The sequence below is a fragment of the Peribacillus sp. B65 genome (genome assembly GCF_058513295.1).
In genome coordinates this window covers 1,908,342-1,934,179 of sequence record NZ_CP195840.1, presented here as the reverse complement: position 1 = coordinate 1,934,179, position 25,838 = coordinate 1,908,342, and the positions used below count along the sequence as shown (strand labels likewise).

The window sequence follows — 25,838 nt, the reverse complement described above, 5'->3', positions numbered from 1 at the left end:
CCATATTATCCAATGATCTTTTACGTTATTATGCCATGAAATAAGAAAAAGGGAAAGTGACTAAGCACTTTTCCCTACAACTAATGATTCATGTTAACAATTAACATTAAATTAAATTCTCGTATATCGGTTCGGAATTCTTTAATTTTTCCACCTTTTCTTCTTGACCGGTATCTGCATTAATGAAAATACGGTAGGTATCATCTTTAATCGTACCGAGAAATTCATAACATAGGACTTCTTCACCAATATCATTGGTGATTAACGCCTTTCCTTCTTCCATTATTTTTACATTACTGTTGATTTTGTCCTTAGCTTCTTTCTCGGATATGTTCGGATTCGCTAATTCCCTGGTTTTATGTGATTTTAAATACTCGTCGGCTGAAAATCCAATAATTGATCCATCATCCAATGCGACTTTGACCTTGACTGAATCCGGATAAATCTTGACGCCATTTTCTGATGTCACGAAATTCAATAACGCGATATTATCGTACTGAGCACTTTCAAATAATTCAAGTGAACTGAAATCATGTTCCTTTAAAAATTCTTCGGCTTTTGTATAGGCTTGATTCAAATCAATATTTGTTTTGTTCACGTCCCTATTATTGATATACCAAATAGGGTAACCGCCTTTTTTTGTCAAATCCATATTCAATTCGGTATCGGAATCTTTATCGAGGATGCTCACACTATAAAATCCAAAATCGGAACCTTTTCCGTTTTCCTCCACATTCACCTGCAAATTTCTGCTTTTTGAGTGTGCATAGTTTTTAGCTGTCGCAATGGCTTCTTTTTTTGTTATGGTTTCACCTTGCAAATTTTTAAAGTTTTCATCCCTCTGTTGTGCAGATGTAAAAGTCGGATTCATCTCATTCGTTTCGCCGTACCCAGATACTTTTTTCTCCACCGTCTTTAATCCGTCGATGATCGTGTTATCCGAATTTTCTTTCCCTGATGCAAGAGCCATTTCGACATCCATCCATCTTAAATTGTTTTTCAGGACTAGATATTGCACTTTTCTTAATTCGCCCTGGATGTCCCCTGCCTGTGTGTACAAGGATTGTAGAGTCGCATATTCCTTATCATTCAATGGTTCTTTTTCAAGGTCACGTACCGCTGTTTTATAACTGAAGTCTGCAATTTTCGATAAAAATTCTTCTGTCTTATTAAAAGGAAGCAAGGTCAATGGCAACTGCCCGACATCACTTTGGGCTTCGGAAGTGATACGCCAAACATCCGTTAAAGCCGGACTTAATGAATAACGTGAATTCATGGCCAAAGTACCGCCGACCTTATCATGCAATAAATCCACTTGATAGCTTAAATCATGAAAGGCTCGCTGATACGTATTTTCCGCGTTGATTAATACAGCATTTTTTTCCTTATGTTCTTGATAGCCCCAGAATGCAGTTCCCGCAACAACTACAACAAGCAGGGCAATCACTATATTCCTGATCATTTTCCTTCACCTCTTTACTTACAAAAGATATGTTTTCCGATTCTTTTAATTTGTTCCCTTGACCAGATCCATTTGCTTGTTGCCGTGTCGGGGTTAAAATAATATTCTGCATTACCGCTTGGATCCCATCCATTGATAGCATCCACCACGGCTTCTTTCGCCCTTTCGTTCGGTGTCAGCCAAATCTGTCCATCCGCAACAGCCGTAAACGCCCCAGGTTCAAAAATCACTCCCGAAATGGTATTAGGAAATGCAGCACTTTCCACTCGATTCAGTATTACTGCCGCAACGGCAACCTGACCTGTATATGGCTCCCCTCGTGCTTCTCCATAAACTGCATTGGCCATCAACTGTATATCGTTTTGAGAATATCCTCCTGGAAGATTGGCTGTAGTTGTTTTGGAAGGAGCTTTTCCGGAAGCGGCCCCTCCAGACGTAGTGCCATTTCCTTTCGCTTTTACCTGATTTTCAATGGGGACTCCCCCATAATAGGTGAACTCGTTCCCTTTATTGATCTGTTCGTGAACAAATTCTTTATTGAAATTAGAGGCATTCGTCAACTTCTGTTTTGTTGTAGTCCCTGCCAAACCATCTATTGGAAGCCCGAAATCTTGTTGAAAATTCCGAAGTGCCCAATAAGTGCCCCATCCATAGGCTCCATCAATCTTTCCATTATAGTAACCGATGTTTTGTAGGCGTGCCTGCAGTTCAATTACATCGTCTCCAACCGCACCTTTTTGAATGATTTGGCTCGAAAAGGCGTTTGTTCTTGTTTCCGGGTAAATTCCGAAACAAATAGTAATACACGAAAACAGCAAAAGCCATTTCCAATTTGACGAAATTCCTTTCATCAAAAACACTCCTCTTTTTCTTGAATTAATGTAATTCTATTTTCTTCTTTACTGGCTTTTTTATTCCAAACATAAAAAAAACGGAGCGGGCAAAATATGCCAGCACTCCGTTTTGATAGTATTCTTCATTTGCTAAGGAATTGATTTTGAGAAAGTTTTTCAGCATGAAAGTCAGACAACAAACGTGCTTTCTTTACTTTTTTCATGCCTAGCCACCATAGATAAATCATGAATGGCATGATAAAGTAAACCCAAAATTTTTGGGAAACTAAAATATAATCGTAAACCCCATGTAACGAAATTGGTATGATCAATGCCAATGATAAATAGACCTTATTATTCGATGCTGAAAATTTCGCCTTGCCCAAATAATATCCCATGATCACACCGAACAAAGCGTGACTGGATACAGGGAGAATGGCCCTGAGAAAAGCATGTTCCACCCCGTTGGCCAACAGGTACAAAATATTCTCCATTGTAGCGAATCCAAGGGAGACTGCAGCTCCGTAAACAATCCCATCATACGGCTCATCGAATGCTACATGCTGATAAATGACATAAATGAGTATGAACCACTTGAAGAATTCCTCAAGCAGTGCAGCCCATAAAAAAGCATTTGCTAAATCGGTATTCAAGATATGTTCGGTTTCGAGCACATACTGTATGAACATAATCGGCAATACAAGAAAGACACCGAATAAAAATGTTTTGACCACAACCGATATCGGTTCGGTTTCATATTGATCTTTCAAATAAAAATAGCTCAGTAGCGCCAATCCAGGCGCAATGGCCGCTGACAACATGACCAGCATTAGCTGACCCTCTTTTCATCTTCGTTTCCTTAATCGTACCATGGAATGAAGAAAAACTGAATCCAAGAATCAAGTCTTCCAAATTTTATTTTATCCTTCAGTATTTAAAGAAGGTCTCATCTATAGTGTTTTCGCTTGCCAGCATGACAGCTAACTTGATCCGGGCCTTCTTGCTGTCATAGTCTGCGCCTAATATCACACCGCGTTGTTTTAGATCAAATGCGCTGCCTTCATAATCATAAGCTGGGTAAACTTTTCCTTCTTCTGCACTTGTAGTCATGATGATCGTTATGCCTTTATCGATTGCAGCCTGTATGGAAGTTACCATTACAGGGGTAACCTGTCCCCTTCCTACACCCTCGAGCACGATGCCTTTCGCACCGTTTGCAACCGCAGCATCAATAAAGAGGCCATCAGCGCCTGTATGGCACTTGATGATATCCACCCTGGGAATGCAATCCCCAATATCATAACACTCCCTATGTAATGGTTTTTGATAGATGCTGACGACATCATTATCAATTATCCCCAAATATCCATAGCCAAAAGATACGAACCCCTGCAAATTGGAAGCATGAACTTTTTTGACATACTTGGCTGAATAGATCCGCTCATTAAAAACGACTACTACTCCGACATCCCTTATAAGATCACTCGCAGCGCATAATATCGAATTCCTTAGATTGGAGTATACATCGGTGCCCACGTCTTGAGGAGAACGTTGTGAGCCGGTTATTACGATTGGACGTTGATCCTTAGTCGTGACATCAAGGAAATAAGCCGTTTCCTCAAGTGTATCCGTACCGTGGGTCACGACGATTCCCGTAACATCAGGATCCTCCAATTCCTTTTGAATGGCTGATTTAAGCTGCTGCATTTTCTCGAAGGACATGGACATGCTTGAAATCTGGAAAAGATCAACCACTTTAACCTCGATATCGTTGGGCAATTCGCAAAGTGCTGCCAATTCATGGCCAGTCAATGCACCAGAGGCCAACATACCATTCGCTGTTGCTTTGCTGGCAATAGTCCCACCAGTCGTTATTAATGATATTTTTTCCATACGGTCCCAGCTCCTTATTTATATAATCACTTTTCTTTAACAGCCAAATGATAAGCAATCAATCCACCATGGAACCTGCCGTTCTCGATGAAGATTTCGTTCGCATTATTTCCGGCTGCCAGAACTCCTGCAATATAAAGACCTTTAACGTTCGTCTCCATCGTTTCCTCGTTATATGCGGGCCTTCCAGTCTCCTTATCAATAGTAATGCCCATTGAAGCTAAAAATGAATGATCAGGATGGTATCCAGTCATAGCAAATACAAAATCATTTTTAATGACTTTTTCCTCATCGCCGACATGATAGATGACGCTGTCTTCCGTTATCCTGTCAACATTCGCATTAAACTCCATCTTGATCGTTCCATTGCGTACCAATGATTCGAATTCGGGAAGGATCCAAGGTTTGACACTTCGAGAGTAATCCGATCCTCTATAAAGGACTGAAACCCTTGCTCCTGATTTGACCAATTCCAGAGCTGCATCCACGCTTGAGTTTTTGCCACCGATGACGGCAACATCACAATTAAAGTAGGGGTGGCCCTCCTTGAAGTAATGAAACACTTTTGGAAGCTGTTCACCCGGTATGCACATATAGTTCGGATGATCATAGTATCCGGTCGATACGATGACATGCAGAGCAGTATAGTCACTCTTCGATGTCTTGACTAAAAATTTCCCATCTTCACGCTTTTCCACTTTCTCCACTTTTTCGAATTTATTGACCCGCAATTCTTTCCTTCTGACTACCTCCCTATAATAGGCTAGCGCTTGATTGCGGACCGGTTTACGGTTTTCGATTATAAAAGCGATATCACCAATCTCCAGTTTTTCACTCGAACTGAAAAATGTTTGATGTGTCGGATAACGGTAAATGGAATCAACCACATTGCCTTTTTCAATAATCAGGGACTGTATTCCCACTTCTTTAAGAGCGATTGCAGCAGCCAATCCACAAGGGCCCCCACCTATGATAATGACTTCTTCAACATTCATCTTTATTCCACTGCCTTTCCATGCACTATGTAATTCGTTCGTCTAACTATAAAAAACTCCTATCAATACATGATAGGAGTTTTTACAAATCATTTCAATGATAAAGCAATGAACATGATTTTAACTATAAATTAATACATGATTTGAAGTTTTTAGATCCAACCGCGGAAGCGAGAAGCTTCAGCCATTTTTCTTACGCCAATCATATAAGCAGCTAGGCGCATATCTACACGTCTTGATTGTGCAAGTTCATATATATTATTAAAGGATTTCACAAGGATTTTTTCCAGCTTTTCGTCCACTTCTTCTTCAGACCAGTAATACCCTTGGTTATTTTGTACCCATTCGAAGTAAGAAACCGTAACACCACCAGCAGAAGCAAGGACATCAGGAACAAGAAGGATTCCGCGATCCGTTAGGATTTGTGTCGCTTCAATTGTTGTTGGTCCGTTAGCTGCCTCGACAACGATCGATGCTTTGATATCTGCAGCATTTTCTTCAGTGATTTGGTTTTCAATTGCAGCCGGAACTAGAATATCACATTCCAATTCAAGCAGTTCTTTATTAGAAATTGTGCTTTTAAACAATTTCGTTACGGTTCCGAAACTATCTCTCCGATCGAGAAGATAATCGATATCCAAGCCTTCAGGATCATGAAGAGCGCCATATGCATCCGAAATCCCAATAACTTTAGCACCAGCGTCGTGCATGAATTTAGCTAAGAAACTACCTGCGTTACCAAAACCTTGAATGACGACCCGTGCCCCTTTAATATCGATGCCGCGTTTCTTGGCAGCTTCATTGATACAAATCGTTACACCCTTGGCAGTCGCTGATTCACGGCCATGGGAACCACCAAGCACTAGCGGTTTACCCGTAATGAATCCTGGCGAGTTGAATTCATCCATACGGCTGTATTCATCCATCATCCAAGCCATGATTTGAGAGTTTGTGAAAACATCAGGTGCCGGGATATCTTTAGTCGGCCCAACGATTTGGCTAATTGCGCGAACATAGCCCCGGCTCAGCCTTTCAAGCTCACGGAATGACATATTACGAGGATCACATACGATACCGCCTTTACCCCCGCCGTATGGCAAATCAACGATGCCGCATTTCAAACTCATCCAAATGGATAATGCCTTCACTTCACGTTCCGTTACATTAGGGTGAAAACGGATACCACCTTTTGTAGGCCCAACAGCATCGTTATGCTGTGCACGGTAACCCGTGAAAATCTTAACCGAGCCATCATCCATGCGGACTGGTATCTTCACCGTTAATAAGCGCAATGGTTCCTTCAACAGCTCAAAAACTTCTTCCGGGTAACCCAGCTTATCCAAAGCTTTATGTATTACAGTTTGGGTAGACCTCAGTACGTCGTGTTTTTCTTCTTCATTTACATGGCTATTGCCTTTTGCCGATTCCATTAAAGTACCTCCTAGAAAATCTCATCCATATATAAAATCTATAATGTACAAATAGTCCTCTTCATGTGCTAGTATACACCTTCGATACAGATATGCAAGAGTAAAAATGGGAATTTAAAAGTTGGAAATATTCTAAAAATGAAAACGTTATCATATCAACTGTTTTCATACACTTTAACCGTATATCTTCTTCGGCCGAGGGCTGAGACAAATAAGGCAAACCGCATTGTTTTTTCCTAATGTGGCTGCCTTGTCTCATTCGTTTTACATCAACTGAAGTGTGTGAGCAAAACATGTATCGCTTCATTTTCGATTATACATGTTCCGTATTCGTTGATGCGGCAGAGTGTCAATGTAGATGCATGGCCATACTCAGCCGCTAAGGATATGACCGTGTCGTAGGTGGTGTCTTTAACATTTTCGATAAGTAAATAGTATCTTCCCTCAAAATGATAAAGAGTACTTTTAAGCAAACCTTGAAAAGATAACCTGTGAGATAATTGGACGATATCTTCAAAGTCATTGAAAACATACAGAATATGGGGGAAGTCATCAATTTTCACTTGTAAATCCAAGTACTCCTCTTCATCTGTCAATAATTCCTCTTCGTCCTTTGTCACAATGATTATCAATCCTTGAGCAGGCAAGGAGAAAATTTCAATTGCAATGGAGCCACTCATTTTAAAGCTGAGTTCTTCGCATGCTTCTTCGACCATATCCTGAAATAGCTTGTGGACCTTTAAGGAATTCCCTAAAATATCTTCTTTTGTAATGCCTCTATCAATTAAATCATCAAGGGTCAAAAAAATCTTGATTTTATTATTGGTTAATCGCTCCAGCTTCATAAAAAAATGCCCCCTGGTTACCATCTTCATACATCATATGAAGCCTTGGTCGCAGGGTGCATATCCATTATTTCGCCTAAGCGGCGCAGCTAACCTTTCAGCCATTCCTCCCATTTAGATTGCGTGTCCCCCATTAAAACTCCGCTGAAGGCCGTACGGTTTTCTTCGGATATATCGCTCAGCGCCGCACCGCCAAGACCCACCTTCAAATCCGGGAAATCCTTTATTAACGATTCAAGCAGCATAAATGTTCCATCAAGATTCTCTTTCAGTGAACATGACATGAATAGGTATGAGGGCTTTATGATGTTTAAAACGGTGAAAAGGTCCTTATCAGCAATGGATTCACCTAAATAAATGGTTTCATACCCTTTCCGCTTCAAAAAAATGGTGAAGACCAACAGTCCAAATTCATGTTTTTCACCGGGAGCACAAACGGTAAGGGCTTTCGGAAGGAAACCATTAGTCGGAATCGCATGCATGACTGAACTGATCCTGGATTTTAGGATGTTCGACGCAAAGTGTTCATGAGCGGAAGTAATTTCTCCCCTTTCCCACTTATCCCCAATCTGAACCAATATTGAACCGAGTATTTCAACTATGGTTTGTTCGATTGTATACATACTGAATGCTTGGCTTATCAGCATATGGGCTTTATTTTCATTGAAATTTAATAGAGCTTCAATCAATTCATCCGATAACTTAACCGTTTGTTCATCCTTACGGTTCGTTTCAGGAACTCCAGGCGCTAGAGTGCCTGTACTTTCGAGAAGTGAAACGGCTTGGCTTATTGTAAAACCTTGCTTTGTTTTAGTAATGAGCCACTTAAGGATTTGCAGATGTTTTTCAGTATACAGCCGGTGCCCCGATTCATTCCTGACAGGTTCGATAAATTTATAGCGCCTTTCCCAAGCCCTAAGGGTTCCCGACTGAATGTCCAGCAGTTTTGATACTGCCTTTATATTATATTTACCTTCTTGCATGGTTTTACAAGGCCTCCAATAACTGTACGATCATTTGATGAAATTATAGTGGATTTTTCAAGGTCTGTAAAATCCCGGTATGCTCGCTTAAAAGCAGCCTAATAGGTTTTTTCCACAGCTTCGCCTATTTCAGTGTCCGTCCCCCTTTTCAGGGTGAAGAGGTGCGTTTCAGGCTTAGCTTCAAGCCTTAAAGGCACTGCGCTTGTCCCATAGCCATTACTCGTCATATATATACAGTCCCCCTCTTTTTTAACGCTTCCGATTTGATAGGGCCCGAATCCGAATATGCGAATCTGCCCGCCATGGGTGTGACCTGACAGGACAAGACTAATATGGTGTTCCGGAGTCAACTGTTTCTTCACCAATGGATTATGGCTCACCAAAATCCGGAAATCTTCATTCCCGCAATCCGACAGGGCAAGGTCAAGCCTATCACGTTCTTCCGATATATCATCAATGCCCAGAAGAGCGATTTTACTGCCATTTTGAGACTCAAAAGAAACAGCTGTATTATCAAGGATCTTCACCCCATGTTTCAAAAGAGTCGCATCCAGTTCATGGAAGTCGCCTTCATAATCATTATTACCCCAAACAAAATAAAGGGGACCAAGTTCTTTTAGTTTCAATAAATTTTTTTCCACACGTTCTAAGGGAACCCCGCTTTCCCTAATGTCACCGCCGATTATCACCAAATCTGCCTTGTCACGTGTTTCCTCAATCAATTTATCCGCAACGATTCGCCGATGAAGATCGGATATAAAAAAAATCCGCACATCGCCAAAGCCTTCAGGAAAGTCTTTAAAATATAGGTCTTGAGAAATCACCCTATCTTGCATAGCCGTACGCCACATGTAAAAGATTGTGGCAAATGACAGCAGGATGATGATTAAAAATAATCCAGATAACCATAACATCTTCGTTAAACCTTCTTTCCATCCTTATCCAAACGTACTTTCATATAACCATAAAACGGTATTACCCGCAATTAAATATGATTTAACGCGAACATCATTTATTTTCATGATATAAGTTAATATCATAATTCTTCTTCATCATTTCAAAAACCTTATGGCGATTTTTCCATTCTTCCTCTTTTTCCCACAATTGCTTACTTTTATTAATGATTTCACAGCGTAGCAGTTGAAACTCCTTTTCAGCTTTATCTAGCTTTTTTTTAATTAAAACCATATATCCATATAGACCAATTGCTGCCGCCAAAAAAAGGAAATGGCTAAAATGGTCGACGAAAACACTAAACATACTGAAAAAGGAATAGGAATAAGGTACAACGATATAAAAATAAAGATAAATCATAAAAAGGACAGCAACAATCATGGTTGCCCATAAGCTTTGAAGGTGCTTCTTTTTAAGTGCCTCGAATTTTTTCTTCCGATCCACGACATTTTGCAGCATTTGTTTTGTTGCTTGATCCGTTTTCTCATCCAGTAAAATGATTGTCGATTCCATCGCATTTCCTCCTCTGCTCTTTCAAATCATGATATGAAAGAGTAGAGAAAAAAATGATAATGTACCTGACACGATTGCCTTCATACTTACCGAGTCAAACAATTTTAAAAACACCCTGCCTATAAAAGACAGAGTGCCATCATTATTTCTTGATTGGAATTTTCAATACTTGACCTTTGGAAATTTCATTGCCATTCAGCCCATTCCACTCCCTGATCAGAGCAATCCCTTCCTGTGATTTGTAGTAATTCATGGAAATGCGAAATAATGTTTCTTCACCTTGAACAGTATGTAAGACAACTTTGTATCCCTCTTTATCCGGTTTAGCGGCTTGTACATTTTTCTTTTCTGCTGCTGCTTTCTTTGCCTTTTCCTCAGCTTCTTGCTGTGCTTTGGCCTTTTCCGCTGCTTCTTGCTGTGCTTTGGCCTTTTCCTCTGCTTCTTGCTGCGCTTTGGCTTTAGCCTCAGCTTCTCGCTGCACTTTAGCCTTTTCTTCAGCTTCTTGCTTTGCCTTGGCTTTTTCCTCAGCTTCTTGCTGCGCTTTGGCTTTAGCCTCAGCTTCTTCTTTCTCTTTCTCCACTTCAGCCTTTGCCGACTCTTTTTCCTTTAAGTCCTCTGCCGTTGCTGTAGTTGGAATCGATTCTTTATCTTCCTCTTTTAAGACGATTTGGTCACTTTTAGTAACAGGTACAGGCCTATCCTGCAGATATGTATAAAGGGTATAAAATCCAATTGGAAGCAAAATAAAAAATAACGCTAATAATTGTATCATTGGGAACTTAATCTTCACTTTACTTTTTTTCTTTTTATTCTGGTGGACTTTGCTGCGCTTGGGCAATGATGATTTAGCCTTCTGACGTTCAATTCGCGAACGAAGTTCACCAGCCTGATCATTTTCTTTTTCATTCTTTTGTACCCGGCTCATTCAAGTCACCCCCTTTCTTGCTCAACCCTCTTTGCTTTTTGTTCCTGATTAAAATACCAAGGATAAAGTCAATCAAAAAGTGGGCCGTAATCGTCACGATGATATTATTAGTCATTTCAAATAGAAAACCGATAAAGAAGCTTAAAACCAAAACATTCAAAAATAAAAACCAATTAAAAAGGTAACGATAATGGACGGCTGCAAAAATGAGGCTCGTAAGAAGCAAACCAAAATGTGTTTGCAGCACTCCACGGAATAATAATTCTTCGCTAATCGCCACCACTAAAGCTACGACAAAAATCATCGGGTATGACAAATTACTGAAAATGCGTTCGTTAATACCACCATCATCCTGATAGGAAGAGGGTGTCACTTTCATAAGCAATAAGTCAAATAGCACGACAATGACTCCTGCGGGAATTCCAATCAGCAAAATGTTCAGGTCATCATAGATAAATAAGTCGAAAAAGGCAGAACGGTCTTTAAATAAAATAATACCTAAAAAGATGGCTAACGTTAAGAGAATAATTTGTGTAAGAAACAAATTAAATAGCAACTGTTTATCTGTAAGTTGTTTAATCATTTCAGCTTGCTTATTTTTCATTGCCATATTCCTTCTTTAATAAGATATAAGCCAATTCCTTTTTCCACGAGGAAAAGGAATTGACCGGATCCACCTTGACTTCCGGCCATACATCAGCCATTTTTTCGGTATCCATCCCACAAATATCACAACAGATGGGATTCACTTCCCGATGCTCTTCTCCAAAGTAGTCCAGTATTCCTAAACGTCGACATTCCGGTGCATAGATCCAGTGCAGGAAGTTATGCAGCTTTTCTTGATTCCTGGATTTCCTCTTTTGACAATACTCTTTCATCGCAGCCACTTGATGTAGGTTATTACCCGTAAACTGGGTAAAAAAACGCAGCTGGACTTCGTTTAACGAAAAGGATTGAGACAGCTGTTCTTTTTCTGAAAGGGTCAAATTCACCGGAATCTTTTGTGATGCATTAAGGAAAGAACATACACCATCGATTTGCGAATCCGAAGGCAACTGCTGCTCCATCAAATGCAGCGGAAGCCCTTCATCCCCTTCGCTATATAATAAGACAGCCACACTTTGCTTACGATCCCGTCCCGCCCTGCCTATCTCCTGAAGATATGCTTCCATCGTCGATGGGATATGAAAATGGATAACATATCTGACATCGGATTTATTCACACCCATTCCAAAAGCACTTGTTGCACATATAATCTTTAACTGGCCAGAAATGAATTGCTGCTGAATCAGCATCCTTTGTTCCTGTTCCATTCCACCGTGATAATAATTGACACTATCAATCCCGTTTTCCTGTAAAAATCCTGTGACAGATTCCGCCACTTTTTTAGAGGAAAAATAAATAATCCCGCTTCCGGTAAATTTCCTGACAAGCTCCAGCACACGTGCTAGCTTCTCATCGTAGCTGAACATTCGCTCGACAATAATTGCGATATTTTCCCGATCAACAGATGAGACTGTTTCATTGACCGGCTCAATATTGAGTTTACCAACGATGTCCCTCCGGACCTCAGCGGTTGCAGTTGCAGTCAGGGCAAGAGTCAACGGATTGTTCAATTCACTCCTCACTTCTCCTAAATTCAAATAATCCGGACGGAAATCATACCCCCATTGTGAGATGCAGTGAGCTTCATCTATGACGAACAAACCTATATCTATGGATTTCAAGGATTTTATTACACCATCCAGGCTTAACATTTCAGGAGATAAAAAGATAAAACGATAACTATGCAACCGGTCGAAAGCTTTCCTTTTTTGATTTAATGTCAAAAAAGAGTTGAGGGTCAATACACTTTTTTCGCCACTCATCTTCAGCTGATCTGCCTGATCCTGCATTAATGATAATAATGGGGAGACAATTAGGACAGTCTTATTTAAAAGATAAGCCGGCAGCTGGTAGCATAATGATTTACCTGATCCGGTCGGTAGCATCGCTAAGGTATGATTGCCGGACATCAATGATTCAACCACTTCCTTTTGTCCAGGACGGAATTCATCAAAACCGAATTTTTCTTTGAGGACTCGTTCTATATTCATCATCACTCACCTATTTTCGCAAGTACAAGTCTTATTTGGAAAAAGCTTATCTCTTTATTATCGACCATCTGCTTGATTGCTTTAAGCTTTTTTGTTCCAAGTTCCTTAATAGCTTCAGCAATTTTCCTCTCATCCTCGATATTCACATAATCTGAAATCGGAAAACTCTTGTCCGATAAGACAATTTCTACGAGGTGATCTTCGATGGTGTTGACTTTCAATCTGCGGATTTCAGCAATTTCACCCAGACTTTTCCCTTCATGGATGTATCGTAAAGTAGCCTGTGTAGATTGTGTCAAATGAGGATTCCCACTACTTTTCCAATCATTTGTTAATGTGGACAAGAGAGGGTAATCCTTTCCCGTTTCCATTTCAGCAAGCATTTGATGCAATGAATCAAGGAATGTAAAGCGGACATACTCTTCTTCTACATCCTTCCTTTTTGCAATCTGTTCAAACGTAAGTCCAATCCTGTTTATCCCGGTTATTTTCAAAATGAATATGTCTCGTTTCATATCACTTTGACTTTCTAAAAGGGATATCAGTTCATCATATAGATGTTGGGCAATCAATGCTCGATCCTGACGATTGGCATGTAAAAATTCCTTTACGAAGAATTGGATTTTGGGATTTCTTTGTATCGGATAAAAACGTCTTTCATTGTGGACAATATGGGATATGGTTTGAATGAGTAAGTTTAACCTTCCCCAGAAAACCGGGGTGATATTGTGATATTTCCAACCATTAATATACGCCGGAAAAGGATTATTTTTAAAGTAATCGACTAACATTCCTTCACCTTGCATACTAATTTCATATGCATCTGGTTTATCCGTTAATTTAATCAAGTCATGCTTAAGTAAATGTTCAATGTTTTGATTTAATTGCTGACGGGTAAATCGAGGTATTGTCCCAAAAATATCCGTTAGCCCGAATAAATGGGCATCCTGGATTGTTTGTGACGATTTCTTCCCCTGCAGCATATGGTATATAGCATAAATGGAGCGTTCGCCTTGAAATTTTTTTATCGCATATAGAATGATGGCCTGTAGATAATTATTCATGGGACTCACATCCTTGTTTCATTTAACCAATAAACCCATTGTAACAAATAACTGCAAAAATCGCCGTTATTATTGATGAATACAAGGAAAATTATGTGACTAAATGACGAATCATGGAAAGAACCAAGTTAAGTATTTCGATGTTTTCCGTTGACATTGTGCTACATGATAGTTATTATCAATACAATTTCTATTGAAAAGTTTGGCATTCGGTCTTACAATAAGAAAGAGATAATAATCTGAAATAAAAAGATTATCAGTTGTCAATCAACTTAGGAGGGGTTATATTCATGGCTAAATTTACTATTGTGGATAAAGAAACATGCATAGCTTGTGGAGCTTGCGGAGCAGCGGCACCAGATATATATGATTACGATGACGAAGGGATTGCATTTGTTACCCTTGACGATAACGAGGGAATCGTTGAAATTCCTGATGTACTTATAGATGACATGATGGATGCATTTGAAGGATGCCCAACGGATTCTATTAAAGTTGCTGACGAGGCATTTGACGGAGATGCACTTAAATTCGAATAACGTACAAGCCATTTTCAATCGAAAATGGCTTTTTTTTGCCATCTCCCCATCCCAAAATGAAACAGGCATAAAAAAACAACCGAATACGAATATCCGGTTGTTTTTTATTTCTATCGTTAATGCCATTAAGCATTTTTATATAATGTTTGTTTATTGATCCATGTCTGTAATTTAATGAACAGCAACATGAATACGGATGTGATGAGTACGCCTTTTATCACATTGAAAGGCAAGATTGCCGTCGTAACGAGCTTTCTTGACTCGGGTGCCGACATTGCATCCCATCCCATAAAGAAGGTATAAGCCGGTAAGAAGACATAATAGTTTAAAACACTCATGAATACTGCCATGGAAACTGTTCCCGCAAGTAAAGCGAATGTCATCCCTTTTTTTGAATTGATTTTCTGAAATACATAATAAGTCGGCAAGACAAACAGTATTCCGGCTATGAAGTTAGCGATATGCCCCACAGGTACAGCAGTCAAGGTCCCTGTCATGACTAAATCCAATAGGTTCTTAATGAACTCGACTAGAATTCCAGCCATCGGTCCGAAAATTAATGCCGCCATCAGTGCTGGTATGTCGCTAAAATCAACATTGAGAAAAGGCGGGAATCCCGGAAACGGGAAATTTAAAAGCATCAATAAATAAGAAATGCTTCCCATCATGGCAAGTGTGACCGTTTTTTTCACTTTGTTCTTTTTCATAGGTCTCTCTCCTTCTTTTTCCGATCTACCTGAAAAAGAGGTTAGGGTTCCATATGTTGATGTTCAATAAAAAAACCTTTAATTCCAATAGAATTAAAGGGATAAATTAAAGGTTACATCAAACAAACGTTCAGCAAATAACTGTTGAAACGCACTCAGGAACCTCCATCTTCTCCCATCCAGACTATACTGTCGGCTTTGGAATCGCACCAAATCCTGCCTTGTAAGGCTCGCGGGCTTAGAAGAAGAAACTCTTCATCACCGCCGGTGGGGAATTGCGCCCCGCCCCGAAGATAGATCTATAAAATTTTTTTATACTTCCCATTATATCTGAATTACTTGTTTTTTGATAGCACTTTTTTTCTCAGTTGATTCATTCAGGATGAATATCGATCATCACAGTGAATGGCTTAAAATAAATAGTGGATACACAAAATGAAAATTCGAAATAATGAAAATTATTTTTTATACTATTCAATCCTTGATGAAGCCATTTATATCGCGACATTAAACAGATGATCAGAAGATCACCATTCTATTAAGCGCTTACATCCGGTTAAGCCAAATTGACATATTCAGCATTTCAATTGTAAAATTAACTGAAATTTAAGATAATTTTTTCCTAGGAAGGTGTTAAGTCGTGTATCGGATTTTAGTAGCAGACGCCATTAAACCAGAAGGACTCGGACCGCTATCTGAGGCATCCAATATTCATCTCATTCAAAAGACCGTAGAGGAAGCTGCAAACGAACTTGATCAGATTGATGCAATTCTTGTAAGAAGTGCTACGAAGGTTTCAGAGGATTTAATGAACCGTATGCCGCAGCTAAAAATTATAGCACGCGCTGGTGTCGGTGTAGATAACATAGATATCCCCTCGGCGACAAAACGCGGGATTGTCGTGGTTAATGCACCTGACGGCAACACCATTTCAACAGCTGAACATACATTCGCCATGATGGCTTCATTAATGCGCCACATTCCGCAAGCTTATGCTTCACTGAAGAATGGGGAGTGGAAACGTTCTTCATATACGGGTACTGAACTTCGTGGTAAAACATTAGGAATAGTTGGCTTTGGACGTATCGGAGGGGAAATTGCCAAACGCGCTAAGGTATTCGGCATGGATGTCATTGTCTATGATCCGTTCCTTACTGTCGATCGTGCAAAGAAAATGTCCGTAACTGCCCTGCCGTTAGATGAATTGCTTCCTAAAGCAGACATCATTACTGTTCATACACCACTTACGAATGAAACTAGAGGATTAATCAATAAAGAAAAACTGCTTACCTGTAAAAAAGGGGTTTATGTACTTAACTGCGCCCGGGGCGGTATTCTGGACGAAGATGATTTATATGAAATGTTAGTTCAAGGACATGTCGCAGGGGCGGCACTGGACGTTTTCGTCGAAGAACCTCCAATTGGCCATAAACTGCTTGAACTGGATAGCGTCATTGCTACACCTCATCTGGGTGCTTCAACTAAAGAAGCCCAATTAAATGTTGCCGTACAGGTTGCCCAGGAGGTATTGACCTATTTCGAAGGAAATCCAGTCTCAAGTTCGATCAACCTGCCAGCCATATCTAAAGAAGTGTTTGAAAAGGTACAGCCATTCTATCAACTTGTCCAGCAAATGGGATCCATTGTTTCTCAGTGCATGAATGAAGGAATTCAGGAAATCTCCGTTACGTATGCCGGAGAATCATTGGATTTCGATACAGCGATTCTTACAAAAAGTCTAATCTCCGGCTTTTTCAGATCAAGAGTCGATGCATCTGTAAATGAAGTGAATGCCTTGTTGATCGCAAAAGAGCGTGGCATAACCGTTGGTGAAAAAATCTCTACGGACTCTTTAGGTTACTCGAATTTGATCAGCCTTAAAGTAAAAGGTGACCACCGTGAATTAACAATCAGTGGGACCTATATCGAAAATTACGGTTCTCGAATTGTAAGTTTGAATGGTTTCAAAATCGACTTTCATCCAGAACCGAATTTACTTTATATCCAGCATACCGATAAACCTGGTGTAATCGGTAACGTAGGTAAGGTCCTGGGTGATCACGGAGTGAATATCGCCACCATGCAGGTTGGCCGTAAAGAAGCTGGCGGGGAAGCCATCATGGTTTTGAGCTTTGATTTACCATTGGAAGATAACATGAAACAATTTTTAATGGAAACAGAAGAAATTACATTCATGGCCCGTATTTCATTATAAGACAAAAAAGTGCCCGTCAGCGCGGGCACTTTTTCTGTGAATGCAAGGGGCTTTTGCTTACCATGGACAGTGTGTTTATAACGCACCAACATATGAAAAACCTTCATATTTATTAAATCTTAGCCCGCTGCATCAATTTACTTGGTTCGGAGCTTTGGGCACCAATATGTCTTCAGTTAAATTCAGCTGGCCTACCTCTTCAATTGGAGCATTTTCAAACTTCACTTTTTCAAAACCAAAATCCTTAGCTATGAAGAGGATGGCTTCTAAAGCTTGAAGGGATTCCTCACTATTTTCAATAGCAGCTTGATCTGATAATTGAATGATCACAAGATCTCCATTCGAGCTTATCCTTTCCCATTTCAGGTCAGGCGGGATTGCAGGTGAAATTCCCTCGATGTCTGCCTCCCCTTTTCCAGCCTGCAGCGCTTCCTCAAAGTCCTGATATCCCATATTGCTTGGAACAAGAAACCTTGGGGAGGACTCATCCTTCTGGTAAAGCAGGTATGTGCGATTTTTTTGATGAGGTATATCCAACTCCTTTAAATATCCCGCATGCGCAAACATGGCACCTTGCTCACCATCTGTAGAAAATGTCATTTTCTCTATATTATTATAGGAAAGAGTTTCCTCCAACGAATGGAGAAAAAGTGTATCTTCATCCAATAGTTGGCTTTTTTCTTGAAAGTCAATATGAGCAGTGGCCGTATCGTTTCCTTGGCTAATCTTTATATCAAGTGGAAAATAATCAGATAGCCCATATTGCTCTTCATTGATGTCGGACATTTGATTAACTAACTGTTTCAATGTATCACTTTGATCGTAATGTTTGAGTTTAATTGAAATGGGAACGATGAAATTCATTTGATCATCTGGGATCCCCATCGTAATGATCGATGCATCGTTAAGGTCATTTTGATAAATCGCTTGTGCAAAGTTTTTTTCCTTTTTCCCTTTTCCGGGTTCCATTTCTGAAACCTCGTCTTTAGATTCAATTTTTGCTTGCTTACTCGAAAACTCTTGATAATCCTGTTTATCTTCTGGAGGAATTTCTTTGTTGCTTGCATCCTGCCGTTCATGATCTGCCGTTTCCTTATTTTCAGATAGAGATAATTTCCCACTACTTCCGCTGTCCTCTTGACTTGTCGTTCCTTTTTTTTCGATAATTAACGATGATGCCAAAACAACCATTAAGAATAAGGAGGCAAAACCCGCAATTAGAGGTATCCAGTGTTTCTTTCTCTTTTTATCATGTATTCTCGCAAACACCTCTGCCTTGGCTCGGTCATCTTTAAATTTCGGAAGCTCTCGGAGCAAGTCTTCAATTTCGCTTTCTTTCCAACGGGACCTTCTCAATGCGGTGGCCCTCCTTTCCTGATAAATCCTCCATCAACTTTTTAATAGCCTTCAAAGCACGGTGCTGGGTTGTTTTTACCTTACTTTCACTCCAATTCAATACTTCAGCAGTTTCCGTAATGGACAATCCCTGAATATATCGTAAAATGATGACGGATCTTTGATTCGTGGTACACCGGTTTAGGCATTGATAAATATCTTGGATTTCATCGTTCATGATAGCCACTTCTTCGGGAATGGGTTCTTTATCTTTTATCAATTGCCTATCCCATTCAAAGTTGGGAAAGATTTTGTCTTTCCACCCTTTTTGTTTCCGAAAGTAATCAATCGTCACATTTCTAGCAATCGAATACATCCACGTTTTTTCACTGCTCTTACCTTCGAAGCGTTCATAGGCCTTCATCACCCGGATATAGACCTCCTGAACAAGGTCCTCAGCCGTTTCTCGATTCTTGGTCATATAAAAAATGAATTGATAAATTTCCTGATGATATTTCTCATAAAGATCGTGGAAAACGGAATCCATCATTTCCCCACATCCGTTCATAAATATAGTCGTCAATCCTAAATAAAAGTTACATACTTCGGCTTTTATATTATTATAAAATTCCGTTAATTTCCACATATTCGGGACTTTCCTAAAAAAAAACAAAGGCAAGTTGGAAAGAAATCCAATTGCCTTTGTCTTCTCAGTTCCTTATGAAACAAGATTTTTTGGCAAGCCACCCGTCATTCATTCAGCATTCTCCAAAATTCGAGGCAGGATAAAACTGAACGTTGTCCCTTTATCAGGTAAACTGTTTACCGATATGAAGCCATCATGGGCATTGATTATATTTTTTACGATTGCCAAACCCAATCCGGTGCCCGAACGCCCGCGGGTCCTTGCTTTATCCGCTTTATAAAACCTCTCGAATACAAAAGGTAAATCTTCTTCGGGAATTCCAGATCCAGAGTCCTTCACATCAATGATCAGACCCCTTCGATCACTTGTCCTCTGAATGACATCAATGTTACCTCCTGGAGGAGTATGACGAATCGCATTATCAATTAAATTGGTCAAAACCTGTTCAATACGGTCCGGATCGAAATGCCATTGAATTTGATCATCTTCAAGACTGGCTGAAATTGTGATCCCTTTTTCTTTAGCTAGCCCGGAAAACTTACTTGTAATCCTCTTTAAATAAGGAGAAATAGGTACGCATTCATAGCTAAGGTTCATTTTACCCGATTCCAATTTAGCAAGATCGAGCAGATCATTGACCAACCGTCCCATTCTCAAAGACTCATCATAGATGATGCGGGCCATTTCCACCTTTTCCTCTTCACTGCTCGCAATGTCATCTACGATCGCTTCACTATATCCCTGCAACATTGAAATCGGCGTTCTTAACTCATGCGAGACATTAGCTATGAAATCAGTCCTAAGTTTGTCCATACGTCTTTCATCACTCATATCCCGTATGATGGCCACCGCTCCCCGAATATTGTCGGCATTTGTGTATAGGGGACTGACAATCAATCCCCAATCTCGGCCCTGCAAGGTAATTTCACCGACCTTCTCCTTATCGAAGGATTCTGATTCATCAAAAAGATTCATTAAAACCAACGGGACATTCACATTATCTTCCCGGTTATAGCCCTTTTCAAAGTACCAGGATTGCAGGAACCTTTCCGCAGGCGGATTCGTTTCAAGAATTGTGCCATCTTTATTGAAGGTAATGACCCCATCTGCCATACTGCTAAGAATGCTTGAGAGATGTTCCTTTTCCTGACTAAGTGCATTCATATTGAATTTCAGCTGCTTCCTCATCTGATTAAACGCTATGGCCAGCTCACCGATTTCATCTTGAGTCAGAATTGGAACCTTTGTATCAAATTTCCCCCGGGCAATCGCTAGAGCGGCTTCCCTCATCTTCACCAATGGGGCATTGATTCTTGTGGATAAAAAGAAAGCAAAAATCGTTGTCAAAATAATGGCGATGCCTGCTGCCAATAAAATGAACTGTGTAGTGGATTTTGTGGTTTCTTCCATGGACTCCAACGATTGAAATAGAAATACCTCATCCTGTTCTCCATTCAATTCAAGTGGAATGCCTACTACGATTGCTGACAATTCCTCGTTACCCGCATCATCGGAAAGCGACATTTCCTTTTTCACAGTCTTTCTTTCCGTAAAAACCTTGAGTAATTCGGAATCATTTTTTATGAGTTCCGGTGTGATTTCGAACTCCTTATCTCCTCCGATGGACGAGAATATCATTTTGTCATCATTTAGAATGATCATTTTCGCTTCGTTGCCTATTAGTTCCGAAGCTATTTGTAAAACCTCATTGCTGGATCCCTGATGTTCATTGGTAACCTTTATGATTTGTTCAGCGGTTTTGGTTAAATCATTTTCAATATTTTCAATTTGGAAATTCTCAAAGAATTCGACCAGCAGAACAGTTAACACGATTAATACAAACGACACGAGCAATAGGATCGTTGCCCATAGCTTCCCTACAACACTGCCCCATAGCATCAGTCATTAACGACTTCGAACTTGTAACCTACACCCCAAACGGTGACAATCATCTTGGCTGCGTTTTCGGATATGCGGTTTAATTTTTCACGTAAGCGTTTAACATGCGTGTCTACAGTTCGAAGATCTCCAAAGAATTCATAGTGCCACACTTCTTTTAACAATTGCTCCCGATCGAAAACCTTATCTGGGGATTTCGCCAAGAAATATAATAATTCATATTCTTTTGGTGTTAATGAAACCTCTTTGTTATCTGCAAGTACACGGTGGGCATCATTATCAATGGTTAGATGTGGGAAGACGATCACATCTTTCGCCGTCGTTTCCGTCTGCATGTAACTTGTGCTTGATGATCGACGTAATAAAGCCTTAACCCTTAACACCACTTCACGCGGACTGAAAGGCTTTACGATATAATCATCGGTACCCACTTCGAACCCTTGAACGCGGTTCACTTCTTCACCTTTAGCAGTCAGCATGATAATCGGTGTCGTTTTCTTTTCCCTTAATTCACGGCAAACTTCGATTCCATCTTTACCAGGCATCATAATATCCAATAAAATTAAATCATAATCATTTTCAAGGGCTTTTGTTAAAGCCACATCTCCATTTTCAGCTTCATCGATCATGTATTCTTCTCTTTCCAAATACATCTTTAACAGCCGGCGGATTCTTTCCTCATCATCCACCACGAGAATTTTAATAGCGTTATACATTATGTAATCAGCCTCCTATCATATATTCTACAAAATGAAAACTTCCATGACTAATACTTTTTCCTCACAAAGTACGATAAAGAGCGTATTTCGCATGGCTTCCATGAACCTTTCACCATTTTGTCACAAAAAAAGACTTTGACCGCCCACTTAGAATTCTTAAATGCTATTTCAACGAAATATTGTTTTATTAAAGGGAGCGACAAAAAAGGGGGCATTTTCCAGAAAAATCGATAAGCCTACTCCTCGACGTTTCTATCAAAAGACCCCCTTCATCTAAATATTACAATACAGAATCAAGCATATGAATGCAAACCAGCAATAACAAGATTTACGAATATCAAGTTAAACATTATGATGGCAAAACCGATTACGGCAAGCCAAGCTGATTTTTCCCCTTGCCACCCCTTTGACATGCGGAGATGCAAGAAAGCCGCATAAAACAACCAAGTAACCAGTGCCCAGACTTCTTTCGGATCCCAGCCCCAGAATCGTGTCCAGGCCACTTGAGCCCAGATCATTGCAAAAATGAGGGCACCGAGTGTAAAGATCGGAAAACCGATAAGGACCGAACGATAACTAATCTCGTCCAATAAATTCAAATTCACATTTTTAACGATCGGTTTAATCAATGCCGCCACTCTTTTGCGAGCGATCAACCTTATTAAACCATACAGGACGAGTCCCGCACCGATTGACCAAATTACAGTATTCAGTTTCTTGGCATTGATCAGTGCAGGCATGTCCACCAGAGGTTCAAACCGATCCGTCTCGATAAGTTTCCCTTCATGGGGACCTACCAATGCCGGCAGGTTGAATTCCTGTTTGACCTCGGCACCATGTTTATCGACCCAATCAAAATTTGCCTTATAATCCATGGCAGCAAAAGAAGAAGTGATGATGACGAAACCGAGGGTGCAGACTAATGTAAACATGATGGCTTCAAGCCAGAACGTTCTTTTGCTTGATTGTGTCTGATCGACGAATTTGATTAAATAAATGATGGCAGTAACGAAACTTATGGCAAGGATTGACTGTCCTGCCGCAGCAGTCGTAACATGAATATGAAGCCAATCGCTCTGCAAAGCAGGAATGAGTGGCGAAATTTCTGTTGGGAACATACTTGCATAAGCGATTATCAATAATGCGATCGGTAAAGCGAATAGCCCAAGGGCAGGTGTTTTATAAAGAAAATAAATTAATATGAAAGCACCGACCAGCATCATTCCGAAAAAGGTCGTAAATTCAAACAGGTTACTTACCGGGGCATGGCCTGCAGCAATCCATCTTGTGATGAAATACCCAATTTGCGCTGCAAATCCGATAATGGTAATGAAAATGCCCAGCTTAGCCCATTTGTTTTGTTTCTTTTCCTCCGCCCCGCGTTTATCCTTGATCGATCCCCCAAATAAAAAGGTAGCGATCAGATATAAAATGAAAGCGGCATATAAAAGGTTACTGCTTAATTCAGCCATTTAAAACTTCCCCCTTACTAGAAGATTTCTCCTCTTCAAGTTGATCCATTGGTTCGGAAAGTGATGTTGATTCTATCGCTTGTTTTATATCTCTTTTAATGCCATGCCAGTTTTTGTTTGTATGGCCGGCCAAAAGTATCTCATCATCTTTCCTCTTAATCCATATACGCCGGTGATTCCAATAAGACCCTTGGACAACGCCGATCATGAAGATGATCCCACCAGTGAATAGGATCCAAAGCGTTAAATCCTTCCTGACGGTCAAAGCCGTGACATCTTGGGTTTCCACACCATTAAAAGCCATTTTATAAGTGTTTTCCCCTAAGGGCTCCACAGTCTCCTTAATCGCCACGAAACTGACTTCACCCTCTGGCTTATCCGGAGTATGCATTTTAAAGATAAATGCTGGATTATTCGGAATCTTCGATATCGTTCTAGGCTCGCCTTTTTCATCGAACTCGAAATCTGGGAAGTAACTGATCAAGTCAACGGAATATCCTTCTTTCAACTCGTATTTCTTTTGAGGATTATTCAAATCAACCTTTAAGCTGCCATATTTCTCTTCGGTTTTTTTATTTATCAAATTAAAAGCCATCGTACTGAGCTCATCCAATTTATAGTCTACTTGGTAGAGAGCATAATGATCATGTTTCAGAGGTTCATTGACTTTGATTTTGTAATCTTTAAGCTTATCAAGGTCCACTTTTTCCCCTGGTAAGGTTTCTCCCTTGCGCTCATAGAGCGTAACATCGGATTGATAGGTTTTTGCGATCGTACCGGTTTTATCAATTGCAGCACTGTACTGCTCATCTTCTTCATTCTCTTTGTCATACACCTCTAAGGTAAATTCATTATTCTGGAGGTAGTATTCACCATTTGTACCCGGGATTTCTTTTCTCTCGCCTTCACGCAGCCAAAGTACTTTGTCGATATACATCCCAGGGACGGAACGCAATAATGCTCCAATTAAGAAAATGATAAGTCCAATATGATTTACATAGGGTCCCCAACGTGAAAAACGACCCTTTTCGGCAAGTATATGACCGTTTTCCTCTCGTATATGATAACGCTGCCTTTTTAGTCTATCCTTTACTCCTTCAAGGTTTATATCTTGGTCTTCAAGCTTTGTCACCCCATAAATCCGCTGACGTTTCATGAACCCGTCATGACGTGTGACCCCTTGTTTTTTTAACGATCGATATAACGGAAAGAACCGGTCGATACTGGCAATCAATAGTGATATGCCCAGCATGCCTATGATAATCAAATACCACCATGAGCTATACAAGTTATGAAACCCGAGTTCATAATACACCATTCCGAACCAGCCGTATTCCAGTTCATAATGCTCTGCAGGCGTAGCTGTTGAAGGAATGTACATTTCCTGGGGTAGAATCGTCCCGATAGCCGAAGCGATCAAGGCAATGACAATGAGCGTCACCCCGACCTTAACGGAAGAAAAGAAGTTCCATATTTTATCGATGATCGTTTTTTTATATGTTTGTGAACGCCTGGCACTTCCTTCATATCTCATATCAATAAGCTTGTTCTCTTTTTCGTTATCAAGCACCATACCGCATTTCCCACAAATCTTTGTGCCAAACGGATTTACATGACCACAATCGCATTTTACTTCTTTCATGTCAAAAACTCCCCAATATTATGGTTTAATTCTCTCCATATGCTTTTGGATGCTCTCTTCTGTCAAAGCTCCAGTGATGATATCTATCACTTTCCCCTCTTTATCAACCAAAAAGGTGACAGGCAATATATCCACGCGATAAGCATTTTCCACTTCCCTACCTTTATCGATCATGACAGGAAAGGTAAGATCATGCTTTGTAATGAAATTATTGACAGCATAGTCAGATTCTCCGACATTAACCGCCAATATCTCAACGCCCTGGTCTTTAAAGTTTTTATATTGATTTTCCATATAAGGCATTTCATATTCACACGGCTTGCAATATGTACCCCAAAAGTTCAGGAAGACGCCTTTTCCCTTGTAATCGGAAAGTTTATGCTCTTTGCCTTCCATATCAGTCAAGACGAAATTGGGTGCATCGGATCCTTTTCTCAGGCTTTCATTCTTATCTTTAGTGAAGTTCGTATAAAGGGCAAACACTAAAGCTGCACCTAAAAGCAGGAGAATGATGGTTCTGCTAATTAGGCGTCGCTTCTTCTTATCCATAGAGATCCTCCTAAGGCCACACTAAATTTAACCATACCATTATACCATTTAACGCCATGTCCTTTTTATTTACATTTCTGAAGGTTTTGTGACATTCTTTCCCGATTCATGAAGGAAAAGGT

Annotated in this window: 24 protein-coding genes and 1 riboswitch; of the genes, 2 read left to right on the top strand and 22 right to left on the bottom strand. The window is 40.1% G+C overall.

Annotated elements, in window-relative coordinates:
* Window positions 1-106: 106 nt before the first annotated feature.
* The 14 genes from ypeB to ACSR9O_RS09480 form a co-directional block, all read right to left on the bottom strand.
* The gene (gene ypeB / locus ACSR9O_RS09545) at window positions 107-1,462 is read right to left on the bottom strand and encodes a germination protein YpeB (protein ID WP_230176959.1); all 1,356 of its coding nucleotides are present in this window, start codon (window positions 1,460-1,462) and stop codon (window positions 107-109) included.
* 14 nt (window positions 1,463-1,476) lie between these two features.
* The gene (gene sleB, locus ACSR9O_RS09540; protein ID WP_101222436.1) at window positions 1,477-2,313 is read right to left on the bottom strand and encodes a spore cortex-lytic enzyme; all 837 of its coding nucleotides are present in this window, start codon (window positions 2,311-2,313) and stop codon (window positions 1,477-1,479) included.
* 125 nt (window positions 2,314-2,438) lie between these two features.
* Window positions 2,439-3,125 carry a glutamic-type intramembrane protease PrsW gene (gene prsW / locus ACSR9O_RS09535; RefSeq protein ID WP_101222437.1) on the bottom strand — a complete coding sequence of 229 codons (687 nt, stop codon included), beginning with the start codon at window positions 3,123-3,125 and terminating at the stop codon, window positions 2,439-2,441.
* 97 nt (window positions 3,126-3,222) lie between these two features.
* Window positions 3,223-4,188, bottom strand: a complete 966-nt coding sequence (locus ACSR9O_RS09530; protein ID WP_101222438.1) for an asparaginase — start codon at window positions 4,186-4,188, stop codon at window positions 3,223-3,225.
* Between the two features lie 26 nt (window positions 4,189-4,214).
* Window positions 4,215-5,183: a YpdA family putative bacillithiol disulfide reductase gene (locus tag ACSR9O_RS09525; RefSeq protein WP_101222439.1), complete on the bottom strand. Its 969-nt coding sequence runs from the start codon at window positions 5,181-5,183 to the stop codon at window positions 4,215-4,217.
* Window positions 5,184-5,335: 152 nt separating this feature from the next.
* Window positions 5,336-6,613: a Glu/Leu/Phe/Val family dehydrogenase gene (locus tag ACSR9O_RS09520; RefSeq protein ID WP_048681753.1), complete on the bottom strand. Its 1,278-nt coding sequence runs from the start codon at window positions 6,611-6,613 to the stop codon at window positions 5,336-5,338.
* Window positions 6,614-6,882: 269 nt separating this feature from the next.
* On the bottom strand, window positions 6,883-7,458 hold the full coding sequence (locus ACSR9O_RS09515) for a genetic competence negative regulator (protein WP_101222440.1): 576 nt from the start codon (window positions 7,456-7,458) through the stop codon (window positions 6,883-6,885).
* A gap of 89 nt (window positions 7,459-7,547) precedes the next feature.
* A complete protein-coding gene (locus tag ACSR9O_RS09510) occupies window positions 7,548-8,441 on the bottom strand; it encodes a MerR family transcriptional regulator (protein ID WP_101222441.1) in 894 nt (297 codons plus the stop codon).
* A 98-nt stretch (window positions 8,442-8,539) separates the two neighbouring features.
* The gene (locus ACSR9O_RS09505) at window positions 8,540-9,355 is read right to left on the bottom strand and encodes a metallophosphoesterase (RefSeq protein WP_491724315.1); all 816 of its coding nucleotides are present in this window, start codon (window positions 9,353-9,355) and stop codon (window positions 8,540-8,542) included.
* A 94-nt stretch (window positions 9,356-9,449) separates the two neighbouring features.
* Window positions 9,450-9,908 (bottom strand): YpbF family protein, encoded by a 459-nt coding sequence (locus ACSR9O_RS09500; RefSeq protein ID WP_034308074.1) that lies wholly within the window; start codon window positions 9,906-9,908, stop codon window positions 9,450-9,452.
* Between the two features lie 142 nt (window positions 9,909-10,050).
* Window positions 10,051-10,833, bottom strand: coding sequence for a LysM peptidoglycan-binding domain-containing protein (locus ACSR9O_RS09495; RefSeq protein WP_491724314.1), 783 nt, complete (start codon window positions 10,831-10,833; stop codon window positions 10,051-10,053).
* Entirely contained in the window at window positions 10,811-11,437 is a 627-nt protein-coding gene (locus tag ACSR9O_RS09490; RefSeq protein ID WP_101222445.1) for a CPBP family intramembrane glutamic endopeptidase, read from the bottom strand. The genes ACSR9O_RS09495 and ACSR9O_RS09490 overlap by 23 nt, the downstream gene beginning before the upstream one ends.
* A complete protein-coding gene (locus tag ACSR9O_RS09485; RefSeq protein WP_230176963.1) occupies window positions 11,427-12,929 on the bottom strand; it encodes a RecQ family ATP-dependent DNA helicase in 1,503 nt (500 codons plus the stop codon). Before ACSR9O_RS09485 ends, ACSR9O_RS09490 begins: the two co-directional genes overlap by 11 nt.
* A 2-nt stretch (window positions 12,930-12,931) precedes the next feature.
* A complete protein-coding gene (locus ACSR9O_RS09480) occupies window positions 12,932-13,993 on the bottom strand; it encodes a YpbB family protein (RefSeq protein ID WP_230176964.1) in 1,062 nt (353 codons plus the stop codon).
* A gap of 290 nt (window positions 13,994-14,283) precedes the next feature.
* On the opposite strand from ACSR9O_RS09480, the gene ACSR9O_RS09475 reads away from it, so the two are divergent.
* Window positions 14,284-14,532 carry a ferredoxin gene (locus ACSR9O_RS09475; RefSeq protein WP_034308087.1) on the top strand — a complete coding sequence of 83 codons (249 nt, stop codon included), beginning with the start codon at window positions 14,284-14,286 and terminating at the stop codon, window positions 14,530-14,532.
* A 125-nt stretch (window positions 14,533-14,657) separates the two neighbouring features.
* On the opposite strand, the gene ACSR9O_RS09470 is transcribed toward ACSR9O_RS09475, so the two are convergent.
* Window positions 14,658-15,239, bottom strand: a complete 582-nt coding sequence (locus ACSR9O_RS09470) for an ECF transporter S component (RefSeq protein WP_101222448.1) — start codon at window positions 15,237-15,239, stop codon at window positions 14,658-14,660.
* A 163-nt stretch (window positions 15,240-15,402) separates the two neighbouring features.
* Window positions 15,403-15,538, bottom strand: a riboswitch (FMN riboswitch).
* A 341-nt stretch (window positions 15,539-15,879) separates the two neighbouring features.
* Between ACSR9O_RS09470 and serA the strand changes: the two genes are divergently transcribed.
* A complete protein-coding gene (gene serA / locus ACSR9O_RS09465) occupies window positions 15,880-17,454 on the top strand; it encodes a phosphoglycerate dehydrogenase (protein WP_491724313.1) in 1,575 nt (524 codons plus the stop codon).
* 132 nt (window positions 17,455-17,586) lie between these two features.
* Here serA and ACSR9O_RS09460 read toward each other — a convergent pair whose 3' ends face one another.
* From ACSR9O_RS09460 to resA, 7 genes are all read right to left on the bottom strand, one after another.
* Complete coding sequence (locus ACSR9O_RS09460; RefSeq protein ID WP_230176965.1) at window positions 17,587-18,810, bottom strand: RsiX family anti-sigma factor; 1,224 nt, start codon at window positions 18,808-18,810, stop codon at window positions 17,587-17,589.
* Complete coding sequence (sigX, locus tag ACSR9O_RS09455; protein WP_230177091.1) at window positions 18,776-19,336, bottom strand: RNA polymerase sigma factor SigX; 561 nt, start codon at window positions 19,334-19,336, stop codon at window positions 18,776-18,778. Before sigX ends, ACSR9O_RS09460 begins: the two co-directional genes overlap by 35 nt.
* 207 nt (window positions 19,337-19,543) lie before the next feature.
* Entirely contained in the window at window positions 19,544-21,337 is a 1,794-nt protein-coding gene (locus tag ACSR9O_RS09450) for an ATP-binding protein (RefSeq protein ID WP_230177092.1), read from the bottom strand.
* The gene (locus ACSR9O_RS09445) at window positions 21,334-22,050 is read right to left on the bottom strand and encodes a response regulator (protein ID WP_101222452.1); all 717 of its coding nucleotides are present in this window, start codon (window positions 22,048-22,050) and stop codon (window positions 21,334-21,336) included. The genes ACSR9O_RS09450 and ACSR9O_RS09445 overlap by 4 nt, the downstream gene beginning before the upstream one ends.
* A 296-nt stretch (window positions 22,051-22,346) precedes the next feature.
* Window positions 22,347-23,525 carry a c-type cytochrome biogenesis protein CcsB gene (ccsB, locus tag ACSR9O_RS09440; RefSeq protein WP_101222453.1) on the bottom strand — a complete coding sequence of 393 codons (1,179 nt, stop codon included), beginning with the start codon at window positions 23,523-23,525 and terminating at the stop codon, window positions 22,347-22,349.
* Window positions 23,518-25,167, bottom strand: coding sequence for a cytochrome c biogenesis protein ResB (gene resB / locus ACSR9O_RS09435; RefSeq protein WP_101222454.1), 1,650 nt, complete (start codon window positions 25,165-25,167; stop codon window positions 23,518-23,520). Before resB ends, ccsB begins: the two co-directional genes overlap by 8 nt.
* An 18-nt stretch (window positions 25,168-25,185) precedes the next feature.
* A complete protein-coding gene (resA, locus tag ACSR9O_RS09430) occupies window positions 25,186-25,716 on the bottom strand; it encodes a thiol-disulfide oxidoreductase ResA (protein ID WP_144478468.1) in 531 nt (176 codons plus the stop codon).
* Window positions 25,717-25,838 lie beyond the last annotated feature (122 nt).